The sequence below is a fragment of the Massilia sp. NBRC 108631 genome, from assembly GCF_059704565.1.
Genome location: NZ_BAAKJE010000066.1, coordinates 143,806 through 156,087, shown reverse-complemented (window position 1 = coordinate 156,087; position 12,282 = coordinate 143,806). Strand labels below are relative to the sequence as shown.

Annotated in this window: 13 protein-coding genes; 8 read left to right on the top strand and 5 right to left on the bottom strand. The window is 66.3% G+C overall.

Going from position 1 to position 12,282, the window contains the following annotated elements; all coding sequences use genetic code 11:
* Nucleotides 1-43: 43 nt before the first annotated feature.
* Nucleotides 44-2,167 (bottom strand): EAL domain-containing protein, encoded by a 2,124-nt coding sequence (locus AC6H42_RS07910; RefSeq protein ID WP_497547782.1) that lies wholly within the window; start codon nt 2,165-2,167, stop codon nt 44-46.
* 121 nt (nt 2,168-2,288) lie between these two features.
* Here AC6H42_RS07910 and AC6H42_RS07905 point away from each other — a divergent pair, with 121 nt between their 5' ends.
* Nucleotides 2,289-2,624 (top strand): TfoX/Sxy family protein, encoded by a 336-nt coding sequence (locus tag AC6H42_RS07905; RefSeq protein ID WP_057154205.1) that lies wholly within the window; start codon nt 2,289-2,291, stop codon nt 2,622-2,624.
* Between the two features lie 21 nt (nt 2,625-2,645).
* Here the strand turns inward: AC6H42_RS07905 and yiaA are convergent, their stop codons facing one another.
* Together yiaA and AC6H42_RS07895 are read right to left on the bottom strand one after the other, a co-directional pair.
* On the bottom strand, nt 2,646-3,071 hold the full coding sequence (gene yiaA / locus AC6H42_RS07900; RefSeq protein WP_057154204.1) for an inner membrane protein YiaA: 426 nt from the start codon (nt 3,069-3,071) through the stop codon (nt 2,646-2,648).
* A gap of 62 nt (nt 3,072-3,133) precedes the next feature.
* Entirely contained in the window at nt 3,134-4,081 is a 948-nt protein-coding gene (locus AC6H42_RS07895; protein ID WP_057154203.1) for a DUF808 domain-containing protein, read from the bottom strand.
* Nucleotides 4,082-4,268: 187 nt separating this feature from the next.
* Between AC6H42_RS07895 and AC6H42_RS07890 the strand changes: the two genes are divergently transcribed.
* Nucleotides 4,269-4,922, top strand: coding sequence for a LysE family transporter (locus AC6H42_RS07890; protein WP_497547781.1), 654 nt, complete (start codon nt 4,269-4,271; stop codon nt 4,920-4,922).
* Nucleotides 4,923-5,045: 123 nt separating this feature from the next.
* Complete coding sequence (locus tag AC6H42_RS07885) at nt 5,046-6,956, top strand: DUF6600 domain-containing protein (RefSeq protein ID WP_497547780.1); 1,911 nt, start codon at nt 5,046-5,048, stop codon at nt 6,954-6,956.
* A gap of 201 nt (nt 6,957-7,157) precedes the next feature.
* On the opposite strand, the gene AC6H42_RS07880 is transcribed toward AC6H42_RS07885, so the two are convergent.
* Nucleotides 7,158-7,643, bottom strand: a complete 486-nt coding sequence (locus tag AC6H42_RS07880; RefSeq protein ID WP_057154200.1) for a phage regulatory CII family protein — start codon at nt 7,641-7,643, stop codon at nt 7,158-7,160.
* 82 nt (nt 7,644-7,725) lie between these two features.
* Here AC6H42_RS07880 and AC6H42_RS07875 point away from each other — a divergent pair, with 82 nt between their 5' ends.
* The 4 genes from AC6H42_RS07875 (at nt 7,726) to AC6H42_RS07860 (ending at nt 10,612) form a co-directional block, all read left to right on the top strand.
* Nucleotides 7,726-8,658, top strand: coding sequence for a hypothetical protein (locus AC6H42_RS07875; RefSeq protein WP_497547779.1), 933 nt, complete (start codon nt 7,726-7,728; stop codon nt 8,656-8,658).
* A 19-nt stretch (nt 8,659-8,677) separates the two neighbouring features.
* A complete protein-coding gene (locus tag AC6H42_RS07870) occupies nt 8,678-9,442 on the top strand; it encodes a DUF2491 family protein (protein ID WP_229418103.1) in 765 nt (254 codons plus the stop codon).
* Nucleotides 9,443-9,491: 49 nt separating this feature from the next.
* On the top strand, nt 9,492-10,262 hold the full coding sequence (locus tag AC6H42_RS07865) for a hypothetical protein (RefSeq protein ID WP_057154197.1): 771 nt from the start codon (nt 9,492-9,494) through the stop codon (nt 10,260-10,262).
* A gap of 71 nt (nt 10,263-10,333) precedes the next feature.
* A complete protein-coding gene (locus AC6H42_RS07860) occupies nt 10,334-10,612 on the top strand; it encodes a DUF493 family protein (protein WP_057154196.1) in 279 nt (92 codons plus the stop codon).
* A 5-nt stretch (nt 10,613-10,617) separates the two neighbouring features.
* On the opposite strand, the gene gcvA is transcribed toward AC6H42_RS07860, so the two are convergent.
* A complete protein-coding gene (gcvA, locus tag AC6H42_RS07855) occupies nt 10,618-11,511 on the bottom strand; it encodes a transcriptional regulator GcvA (RefSeq protein ID WP_057154195.1) in 894 nt (297 codons plus the stop codon).
* A 128-nt stretch (nt 11,512-11,639) separates the two neighbouring features.
* Here gcvA and yfcF point away from each other — a divergent pair, with 128 nt between their 5' ends.
* Nucleotides 11,640-12,263, top strand: a complete 624-nt coding sequence (yfcF, locus tag AC6H42_RS07850) for a glutathione transferase (protein WP_057154194.1) — start codon at nt 11,640-11,642, stop codon at nt 12,261-12,263.
* Nucleotides 12,264-12,282 lie beyond the last annotated feature (19 nt).

The following is a 12,282-nucleotide window of genomic DNA, read 5'->3' as shown; positions in this document are numbered from 1 at the left end:
GGGAACTCCTGGTTGAGAGTTCCCATTATACATCGTATGCGATCTAATCGGTGCTGCTTAACATCGGCCGCGGCATTCCCACCGCGTGCCCCTGGGCATAATCGACCCCGAGGCCGCGCACCAGGCTGAGGGTTTCCTCGTCCTCCACGTACTCGGCCACGGTCAGCATGCCCATCACGTGGCCCACTTCATTGATGGCTTTGACCAGCGCGCAGTTGATGGCGTTGCTCTTGATGTCGCGGATGAACATGCCGTCGATCTTCAGGTAGTCCACCGGCAGCGCCTTCAGGTAGGCGAACGAGGACAGGCCGCTGCCGAAGTCGTCCAGCGAGAAGCGGCAGCCCAGGGCTTTCAGGCGCGACATAAACACCTGCGCCTTGGGCAGGTTGGCAATGGCGGCCGTTTCCGTGATTTCGAAGCAGATGCGCGTCGGATCGACGCCGAACTCGGCGAACTGCGCCAGGATGTAGTCGTGCAGCCCCTCGTCGTTGAGCGAGGTGCCGGACAGGTTGACCGAGTACAGCGTGCCGTTCGAGCGCTGCGCCACCCGCTCGCTGCGCACATAGTCGCACACCGCGCGTATCACCCAGCGGTCGATCGCCACCATCAGGTCGTAGCGCTCGGCGGCCGGGATGAAGGCGCCCGGCAGGATCAGGTCGCCCTTGTTGTTCTGGATGCGGATCAGCACCTCGTCGTGCTCCTCGTCGTGCGTGCCCAGGTGCACGATGGGCAGCGCGAACAGGCGGAAGTAGTTGTGCTCGAAAGCCTCGTTCAGGCGCGACACCCACTGCATCTCGCCTTGCCGCTGGGCCAGCTTCAAGTCCGACTCCATGTAGTGGTGCACCCGGTTGCGGCCCTGCTCCTTGGCCAGGTAGCAGGCCTGGTCGGCCGCCATCAGCAGGTCGGTCATCGACTTGCTGTCGTGGTTGATCTCCACCAGGCCGATGCTGGCGCCGATCTCGAAACTGCGGCTGTCCCACACGAAGCGGAAATTCTTGATCGACTGGCGCAGCTGGTCGGCGATCAGCATGGCCTGGTTGGGCGGACAGTGCGGCAGCAGCACGCCCAGCTCGTCGCCGCCCAGCCGGGCCAGCACGTCGCTGTCGCGCATCTGGGTTTGCAGCATCTTGGCCAGCAGCTGCAGCAGCACGTCGCCGGCGCTGTGGCCGCAGGTGTCGTTGACCACCTTGAACTGGTCCAGGTCGATGTACAGCAGCGCGTGCGTGTGGCCCTCGTGCTTGGCCGAATGCAGCGCGGCGGCGATCTGGTGTTCGAATTCGCGCCGGTTCATCAGGCCGGTCAGCGTGTCGTGGCTGGCGTACCAGGACAGCTGCTGGGTCAGCTTGCGCTCGTGGCTCACGTCGCGGAACACCACCACCGTGCCCAGCATGTCGCCATTGCCGGACCAGATCGGCGAGGCCGAATCTTCGATGGCGATCGAACGCCCGTCCCGCGTGATGAGCTGGGTGCCGTTGCTCACCCCGATAGACTGGCGCAGGCGCAGGCAGCGCGTGGCCACGTGCTCGGGGGCGCTGACCGGGTCGGCGCGCAGCGCCTGCGGCAATTGCTGGTCCCCCGGCTGCGGGCTGTCGTACACCAGCTTCATGGTCTGTTCGATCGGCAGGCCGCTGGCCAGGTCCTGGCTCCAGCCGGTCAGCTGCTCGGCGACGCGGTTCAGGAAGCGCGTGTTGCCTTTCGCGTCGGTGGTGACCACGCCGTCGCCGATCGACGCCAGCGTCACTTCCGCCAGTTCTTTTTGTTCCGCCGTTTCCAGTTCCTGCAGCTTGCGCGCGGTGATGTCCCAGACGATGCCCAGCGTGCGCTCGGCCACGCCCTGTTGACTGCAGTCGGCGTGGGCTTTCGCGGCCAGCCAGTGCACGCTGCCGTCCTGCCACACCACGCGGTACTCCACCTCGTAGTCGCGGCAGCGGTCGGCGGCGTCCTGCATGCGTTCGAACAGCTGGTCGCGGTCGTCCGGGTGCACGAATGCCAGGAAGTCCCGGAACGGCTGCTCGCACTGGCGTGCGGGCAGGCCCAGCAGCGCCGCGCCGTCGGGCGACCAGTGCACCATGCCCTCGGCAACCTTCCCGTCCTTCAACACGGAGTCCCAGATTGCCATGTGCGCTGCCGACATCGCCATGTGCAAGCGTTTTTGCAGGTCTGTCATCGCTGTCCTCCACGGTGCTTGGTCTCGGTGTGACTTGGGCGCCGGCGGAAAGTTCCGGCCCCTGCTGGCATAATAGGAAAGCAAATGAGGCAAGACAAGCAACGCGGACCAGGGAGCGGCGATGGCATCTCAGCAGGGCACGGTGGATTTTCTGGTGGACCAGATGGCGGGCGCGGGCACCTTGGCGGCGCGCAAGATGTTTGGCGAATACGCGCTCTACTGCGACGGCAAGATGTTCGCACTGGTGTGCGACGACCAGCTGTTCATCAAGCCGGTGGCGGCCAGCCGCGCCTGGATAGGCGAGCCGCGGCAGGCGCAGCCTTATCCGCAGGCCAAGCCGTGGTACGTGATACCGGGCGATCAGTGGGACGACCGCGAATGGCTGGCGGAGCTGGCGCGGCGCACGGCGGCCGCGCTGCCGTTGCCGGCGCCCAAAAAGAAGAAGCCGGCTGCGTAGCATGGGCGCAGCCGTGTTGCATCACACTTCGCCGGACTGCGGTTCGTCCTTGCTGCCGGCGCTGTCGCGCACGTTTTTCTGCACCGCCACGGCGGCAAACAGGCTCAGCACGAAAGACATGGCGTAGAAGCCTTTTTCGCTGGGCGCCAGCGTGGCGTTGAACAGGCCCACCGACAGCAGCAGCAAGGCCAGCAGCAGCGAAATCCAGCACAGGCCGAAATACATATTGGTGACCGGGATGCCTTCCATGCGGTCGCGCACCGACTTTTGCAGCGACACGGCGGCGAACAGGCCGTAGGCCAGCAAGGTGAAGTAATAGCCCTTCTCGTTGAGCTGCATGGTGGCGTTCCACAGCCCGGTCAGATAGGTGGCGGCGCCCACCAGCAGGGCCGCCCAGGAGGCGCCCACGAAGGCGGCGGTCGGGCGTTGCGGCGTGTTCTTGTTCATGCTCTCTCCATTCTTATGGCCGGGCGCCGGCTGGCGCCCGAACTGCTATCAAACCAGAAATGTCAATGCGAGCGCTTGAACAAGCGCAAGAATCGGCCGGCCGCCATCACGCCCACCAGCACCAGCGCGCCGGCGATCACGCCGGCGACGGCGTCCAGCAGCGACGGCGTGACCGCCTGCAGCACGCCGCCCAGGCCGGGCGCGGAACCGACGAACTCGGCCGCGTGGTGGATCACGTCGTGCGCGGCGGGAATGCCGTGCGTCAGGATGCCGCCGCCCACCATGAACATGGCCAGCGTGCCGGCCACCGACAGGAACTTCATCAGCTTGGGGGCCGCCGCCAGCAGGAAGCGGCCCAGGCCGCGCGTGAAGCCGCTGGCGCCGGGGCGCTGCGTCAGGTACAGGCCGGCGTCATCCATCTTGACGATGGCCGCCACGATGCCGTACACGCCCACCGTCATCGCCACCGCGATGCTGGCCAGCACCGCCACCTGCTGCGAGAACGGCGCATTGGCCACCGTGCCCAGCGCGATCACGATGATCTCGGCCGACAGGATGAAGTCGGTGCGGATGGCGCCCTTGATCTTGTCTTTCTCCAGCGCCACCATGTCCACGTCGGGATTGGCCACGGCGGCCACCAGCTCGGCGTGGTGCTGCTCGTCCTCGTGCTCGCTGTGCAGGTATTTGTGGGCGATCTTTTCAAAGCCTTCGAAGCACAGGTAGGCGCCGCCCAGCATCAGCAGCGGCGTGATGGCCCAGGGCGCGAACGCGCTGATGGCCAGCGCGGCAGGCACCAGGATGGCCTTGTTCTTCATGGAGCCGATGGCCACCGCCCACACCACCGGCAGTTCGCGGTCGGCGTTCACGCCGGCCACCTGCTGGGCGTTCAGGGCTAGGTCGTCGCCCAGCACGCCGGCGGTTTTCTTGGCGGCGACCTTGCTCATGGCGGCGACGTCATCAAGGATGGTGGTGATGTCGTCGATCAGGGCCAGCAGACTGGTGCCGGCCATCTCAGCGGCCTCCCCGGACAGCGGTGGACAGGCGGGCGGGAGCGTGTTTTTTCATGGTGCGTGGGAAATAAGTGGAAGCAGCGCTAATCTTACATCATAAGCAACTGCCGCCAGGCATGAGTTGACGCAAGCGCGTGCTGCCCGCGCTACAATGGCCGCTCAACAAACCCGCACCGGAACCCTCAGCATGGCCTTCAGCACCTGGATCACTTTCGTTATCGCCGCCTCCATCATTGCCGTCTCGCCCGGCTCCGGCGCGGTGCTGTCGATGTCGCACGGCCTGTCGTATGGCGTGCGCAAGGCCAGCGGCACCATCCTGGGCCTGCAGGCGGGCCTGCTGCTGGTGCTGGCCATAGCCGGCGCCGGCGTCGGCTCGCTGCTGCTCGCTTCGGAGCTGGCCTTCAACGTGGTCAAGACGGTGGGCGCGCTGTACCTGATCTGGCTTGGCTTCAGCCAGTGGCGCGCCAAGGTGCAGCCGGCGCCGGCCGGCGCCGATCGCGGTGCGCCGGCCAGGGCCGAGCTGCCGTCGCTGCAAAAGCGCGTGCTGACCGGTTTCCTCACCAATGCCACCAATCCCAAGGGCATCATCTTCATGGTGGCGGTGCTGCCGCAGTTCATTTCGCAAGAGCATCCGCTGCTGCCGCAGCTGCTGATCCTGGCCGCCACCATGTGCACCATCGACCTGGTGGTGATGCACAGCTACGCTTTCCTGGCCGCCTCCATGCAGCGCTTCTTCCGCGACGCGCGCGCCGTCAAGCGCCAGAACCGCGTGTTCGGCGGCCTGCTGATGGCGGTGGGCGCCGCGCTGTTCTTCGTCAAACGCGGCGGTTCCCACGCCTGAGCACCGCGCCTGAGGATGTAGCCGCGTTCTACAATGTGAAAACATTTGTAACCGGCGTCGCCGGAAACGCAAATGCGGCGTTAAATGAGTCCATCAGTACCAATCACCTATTGGAGTGCCGCCATGGGCCGCAAACTTGTACACATCATCCTGCTGACTGCGCTGGTTGCCGTCAGCTCGCTGGCGCTGGCGGACGACGATCCGCCCGGCCGCGTGGGCCGCATTTCCAGCGCCGAGGGCCAGGTGACGGTCGAGGCCGACGGCGAAGAAGCCAGCGGCAGCCTGGTGAACTGGCCGGTGGCCAGCGGCACCCGCATCACCGCCGCCCGTGGTTCCCGCCTGGAATTTCGCATCGGTTCGGCAGCCATCCGCATGGACGGCGATTCCAGCCTGGAAGTGGAAGCGCTGGACGACGACAGCCTGCGCCTGCGCCTGAATTACGGCACCGCCAGCGTGCGCCTGCGCAGCGGCGAAATGCTGGGCGACTTTGAGCTGACCACCCCGCAAGCCCGCGTCACCCTGCTGGAACCCGGCCTGGTGCGGGTCGATGCCGAACGCCAGCCGGACACCAGCACGGTGTCCGTGCTGCTGGGCGTGGCCAGCGTCGATGGCGGCGGCACGGCATTGACGCTGCGCGCCGGCAAGCGCGCGGTGGTGCAGGGCGACCAGGTCAGCACCGGGCAGGCGCAGCGCGACCGTTTCGACGAATGGGTGATGGCGCGCGACCAGCGCGACGAGAATTCCCAGTCGCTGCGCTACCTGACGGCCGACGTCACCGGCTACGAGGAGCTGGACCAGCACGGCAGCTGGCGCGACAGCGACGAGTACGGCCCGCTGTGGTCGCCGCGCTCGGTGCCGCTGGGCTGGGCGCCCTACCGCGACGGCCGCTGGACCTGGCTGGACCCGTGGGGCTGGACCTGGGTCGACGACGCCCCTTGGGGCTACGCGCCCTCGCACTATGGCCGCTGGGTGATGCTGGACACGCGCTGGTACTGGGCGCCGGGCCGCTTCACGTCGCGCCCGGTGTGGGCGCCGGCGCTGGTGGGCTGGGTGGGCGGCAGCAACTGGAGCGTGGCGTTCGCCAACCGGCATAACGGCCCCGGCGTGGGCTGGTATCCGCTGACCCCGCGCGACCGCTTCGTGCCCTACTACCGGGTATCGGCCGAGCACGAGCGGCGCCTGGGCTGGCACCACCAGAACAGTGTGCGCTGGAAGCCGCAGCGCGAAGTGCGCCGCGAAGGCGTGACCGTGCTGCCGCGCGACCAGTTCGATGCGCGCCGCACCGTCAACGTCAACAAGGCGCCGCGCATTTCTCTGGCGCCCAACGACGCCCGCAATGTGCCGATCTCGACCGCGCCGCTGCCGCTGACCCGCATGACGCCGGGCGCGGTGACGCCGGGCCGCGTGATTGAAACCCGGCGCGAGCGGGGCGACGGCTTCGTGCGCCAGCCGAGGAACAGCATCAGCCAGCCGTTTGCGCAGCCCCCCGCCGCTGCTCCGCAGCAGCAGGCTCAGCAACCGCAGCAGCAGTTTCCCGCGCCTGCCGCGCCGATCGTCACGCCGCGTCCGCAGACGGCCGACCGTAACGGGGACGACGAGCGCCGCGCGCGCATGGTGCGCGAGCGGGAGCAGAATGACGACCGCGAGCGCCGCGAAGGGGGCCAGCGCTGGAATCGCCAGTCCATCCAGGCTCAGCAGCCGCAGCCGCAGCCGCAGCACCCGTTTGCGCAGCCGGCGCAAGCCGCGCCGCAGCCGGCCGCCCAGTTCCGCCAGCGCGACGACGGCGCCGAGCAGCGCATGCGCGAGCAGCGGGAACGGGTGCAGCGCGAGCAACGTGAGCAGCGCGAGCAGCGTGAAGCGCCGGTGTTCCGGGCGCCGCCACAGCAAGCCCAGCCGCAACCTCAGCCTCAGCCGCAAGCGCAGCCCGCGCCCCGGCCGCAGATGCAGGCGCCGCAGCCGCCACAGCAGCGCGACGACAACAGCGGCCGCCGCTACCGCAACGACAAGGACGAGCGCGGCAAGATGCGTGAATAGGGACAGGGCGGGAACGCACTGCATTTCAGTCCGGGATTTCGCGCGTCCAGGGCGCGATTTATGCAGTTCATCACATTCCGATGGCAGCCTGGCTCCCGTTTTCATACAGTGGAGCCAGTCAAAAGTTCCCGACTATTTTTCTTTTCCCAATTAAAAATAGTGTTCGAGCCGGCCCTCCCAGCCGGCTCTTTTTTTACCGTCTTACTTTCCGCCTGCCAAATTGCGTATCCGCGCCCGCCATTCCCCCAGCGCCGACAGCGCGTCGTGAAACTCGCGCTCTATCAGATCCGCCTCGGATGGTGTAATCTTGCCATCTAATAAAGATTGTGAAACGGCCTCGGCGACGTCACCCACCTGGCTCATCACCCGGCACACGGTTTGCGACAGGTCGTCCTGCGCCACTTTCTCGGGCAGCGGCACGACGAACGCAGCCATGCCGTGCCGCGTCAGCAGGGCATGCAGGGGCAGCAGGGCGTCTTTCACCCCCGCTTTCTGGCACAGTTCTATGATGGCCGAGACCTCTTCGAACGAGGGGTAGTGCGAGGCAATCGTGGGTGACAATTTGTTACGTAATACGTTCACGGAAATACCCATGCATTGCGACAATGCCTCTATGCCGCCGGGATAGCCCCGGGCCACGGTGTAAAGCGCGTCGTGTTGATTCATATCAGAGTATTTGCGGGTCATGGTGAAGCGCGTCCTTTTTTACCGATGCTTTTATGAAGCATCAACATTATGCTGTTAATCATTCAACTTTGAGGTTGGGGCAATGAAGAAGTCTCTCCGCACTACGATAGCGCTGGTTTTGTCGATGACGCTGGCCATGAACGGCGCCTATGCCGATACGCGCCCGGCCAAGAGCTCCGGCTCGTTCAAGAGCGGATTCTCGTCGCAAAAGAGCAGCCCTGCAAGAAGTAGCAATTCTAACAAGGCCGACAGCGCCCGCAGCGGCAATACCTCGTTCGGCTCGTTCGGCTCGGCGCGCCGGGCGCCGGACAGCGCCGCGGGTTCGCGCAACCAGTCGGCCATGTCGCAGGACATGACGCGTCGCCAGGCCGAAGAAAACGCGCTGCGCACCATGGACAGCCGGCGCGCCGCCCGCGAAGCGCAGCAGCGCACCCTGCCGCCGCTGGACCCGGTCATGCCGCGCCAGCCGCAGCAGCAGCAGTCGCCGCAGTACGGCCAGCAGGCGCCGCGCTATGACAATCGCGGCTACGACAATCGCGGCTACGACAACCGGGGCTACGACAACCGTGGCTATGACCGGAGCGGCTACGACAACCGCGGTTACGACAGCCGGGGCTATGACCGCAACGGCCGCCTGGCGACCGCCGGCGCCGCAGCGGCGGGCGTGGTGCTCGGTTCCATCCTGAGCGGTCCGGCCCATGCCAACCGCACGCCGGCCCAGGCGCCGGCGCCGGTACCGGGCAATGTGCCGGCCGACATCGGCGCGCTGGGCCCGGTGGACCCGGCCGCCCCGGCTGGCCCCGCAGCGGAAACGGCCGGCGCCGCTGCAACCGGCAGCGCCACCGGGATGGATGCGGTGCAGGCCGAGCAAGCCAAGCCGCAGCGCAAGGAATCGGGCGGCCTGGGCTGGTTAGGCTGGGCCATGATCATCGGCCTGGGCTACGTCGGCTGGCGCTTGCTGCGCGGCCGCCTGACGAAGCCGAAAGCCGGCCGTAACTATTCTTTGGGAGATTGAGATGGGTTGGAAAGATGCAATGGATTATGTGCGTGGCGCGGCCACCAAGCGCGGCCTGGCCGAGGCGCCGGCGGACCAGCAACTGCCGCTGGGTGCGCGCATCGGCAGCGTGCTCAGCCTGCAGCAGTCGCCACTGCTGCGCGCCAGCACCGCCGGTTCGCTGATCCGCATGCCGAACGGCAGCGACACACGCATCCTGGCCGTCTCGCGCATCAAGCTCAACCTGTCCGGCAAGCTGTACCGCTACTACCTGGACAAGGGCGACGACGCCGACGATGAGAAGTTTCTGCAAGTGTATGTGAACGAGCAGGGCCAGGTGGCCGAGATCCTGTACTGCACCCAGCTGGCGCGGGTGATCCCGCAAACCGCCGAGGACCAGGAAGCCTATACCGGCGAAGCCGGCTACGGCCTGGGCGACGCCAGCTACACCCTGTGGCGCGCCCAGCTGGACGGCTACGGCCTGGACCCGCAAGACCTGGACCTGGCCTTCGGTGGCGAGGAGGGCCTGGAATACCTGCGCGACGCGGGCGATCCGGACGCGGAATTCGTGGCGCCGTTCAAGGGCACTGAAACCCGCATCGACGACGCCGGCGGCATGGGCGGCTTGCAGCAGGAAATGTATTTGATGCCCTATGTGCGCCAGCTGAACGGCGCAGGCAAGGAGTTTTTGCTGATCAGCACGGAGATCCTCCGCAGCGTGAACGGCGACGCAGGGAAACGCGGTATCCATGTCGATTTTGTCATCGGCATACCGGTTGAGCAGGAACGTCTCGTCATCCAGTGAGGACGGCGGCACGCACAGGCAGTTTCAACTTACTGAAAGGAAGCACAACATGAGCACTTCGAATGGCTGGGGTTTAACCGCGCGTCTGATCACCAAACACTTCGGCGCCCTGGGCGACCGCGTCTCCGAAGCGATTGCCAATTTCGATCCCGAAACGGCGACCGAGGCTGACCGCGACCGCCTGGCCGACACCTTGCGCGCCACGGCCCAGAAGCTGGCGTCGGCCCGTTCCTCCTTCGAAAAGGAGCACGCGGACGTGGTCAAGCTGCAAGAGCTGATCGCCAACGACGAAAAGGCCGCCGAAACGCTGGGCGAGCGCCTGGCCTCGGGCCGCATCTCGGAAGCGACCATCAACCTGTTCTGCGACGAGCTGGAGTCGAACAAGGCCCGCCTGCCGCTGGAAATCCAGGAGCAGGCCGACGCCGAGGAATACATGAACGAGCTGCAGAAGATCGTCGACGCGCTGTCGCAGCAGCTGGCCGACTTCGACGCCGCCGCCAAGAAGGCGCTGCAAGCGCTGGCGCAAGCCAACGCCCAGCGCGACCTGCAGCAAGTGCGCGCCGAGCGCCAGGAGCAGCTCAACGGCCTGAAAGGCCTGCAAGGCAACTCCAGCGCGCTGAATGCGCTGACCCGCCGCGCCCAGTCGGTCAGCAATGAAGCGGCCGGCATGAAGATCGTGGCCGACATCGGCCAGCGACCGATCGACCAGGCCGCCGAGCTGGACGCCATCCGCAAGTCCGTCAGCAATCCGGGCGCGGCCGGCGGCGAGTCCGCCCTGGCCCGCCTGCAGCGCCTGTCCGGCAAAACCGCCGCGGCGTAATCCGGCCATGCATGCCGCCGATATTGTGACCGCGTTACAATATCGGCTGGCATTCATTTTCTGGAATTATCATGGCAACAGCGATCCCCCCGGGCGAGTCCCTCATCGAATACCCGAGCGATTTCCCCATCAAGGTGATGGGTCCGACGCATATCGACTTCGCTCCCACCATCCTGGAGCTTGTGATCAAGCACGATCCGACCTTTCACAAGGGCAAGATGGAAGAGCGTCCGTCGGCCAAGGGCAACTACACCGGCCTGACGGTGACCGTGCGCGCCACCAGCCGTCCGCAGCTGGACGCGCTGTACACCGAGCTGTCGGCGCATCCGATGGTCAAAATCGTGATGTAAGCGCCTTAGCTGTGCTGGAGCTGCGCGGTGAACGCCGCCATCTCCGCCAGCATCCACGCGCGGAAGGCCCGCACCTGCGGCTTGGCCGCCGCCCCCGGCGGACTGACAAAGTAGTAATCGTGCGGACTGGGCGCGGCAATATCGAACAGCCGCACCAGCTGGCCCGACGCAATCTCCTGCATCGCCACCACGTGCCGCACCAGCGCCACGCCGTCGCCATCGACGGCCGAGCGTATCAGCATCGACAAATCCTCGAACATCACGCCGCCGGCAGGCTCCGGCAGCTCCAGCCCGGCCGCGCGGAACCAGGGCAGCCACGGCTCGTTGGAGCGCAGCAAGGTGGCTTGCGCCAGGTCGGCCGGCGTGGCCGGCAGCGTCCCGCCCCGGTAGTGAGGACTCACAGCCGGATAGTAGATGTCGCCCATCAGCCGGTCCACCACCATGCCCGGGTACTGCCCGCGTCCAAAGCGGATGCCCACGTCGATGGCTTCCCGCTCCAGGTCCTGCATGTGGCCGCTGGCCTGCAGCAATACCTCCACATTGGGATGGCGCTCGATGAAATGGCCCAGCCGTGGCGCCAGCCAGCGCGCCGCGAAGGATGGAATGGCCGACACCGTGAGGCGCTGCGTGCCCTGGCCGGGCCGCAGCGCGTCGGCCCCGGCGGCGATGTCGCCGAACGCCCTGGCCAGCAGCTGCGCGAACTTCAGCGCGTCCGGCGTCACCTTCACGTGGCGGCCGTTGCGCACGAACAGCGGCGTGCCCAGTTCCTGTTCCAGCGCGCGCACCTGGTGGCTGATGGCGCCATGGGTCAGGTGCAGCTCGTCGGCCGCGCGCGAGAAATTCTCATGCCGGGCCGCCGCCTCGAAAGCGCGCAGTTGCTGGAAGGTGGGCAGGCGCATGGCTGTGTGAACTCGATGGACGGTTTTTATGTGAATGAGATTAGCAAGAACAGTCAAAATATATCGTTATGTGGACGCATGGGCAAGCTTTACCATGTGTGGAAACCCTCACTACGCCGGAGCGCATCATGAGCCTTACCCTGTACGTCGACAGCCAGTTCACCAGTCCCTACGCCTTGTCCGTGTTCGCCACCCTGAAGGAAAAGGGCTTGCCGTTCGAACTGAAGACCGTGGACCTGGACGCCGGAGCCCAGCTGCAGCCCCCGTTTCGCGACCTGGCGCTGACCGCGCGCGTGCCGGCGCTGGTGCACGACGGCTTCGTGCTGACCGAGTCGAGCGCCATCAGCGAGTACCTGGACGAAGTGTTTCCGGCGCCCGAATACCACGCCGTGCTGCCGCGCAATTCGCAGCGCCGCGCCCAGGCGCGCCAGATCCAGGCCTGGCTGCGCAGCGATTTGATGCCGATCCGGCAAGAACGCAGCACCATCACGGTGTTCTACGAGCCGGCCACGCAGCCGCTGTCGGCCGAGGCGCTGGCCGCGGCCGACAAGCTGATCCGCACCGCCGGCAAGCTGGTGGACGGCCCCAACCTGTTCACCCGCTGGTGCGTGGCCGACACCGACCTGGCCATCATGCTGCTGCGCCTGATCAGGAGCGGCCACGAGGTGCCGCAAAAGCTGGTCGACTACGCCGAGGGCCAGTGGCAGCGTCCGCCGGTGCAGGCGTGGCTGACGCTCCTGCCCAAAAAATAGGCGCGGCAAGAAAGTATTT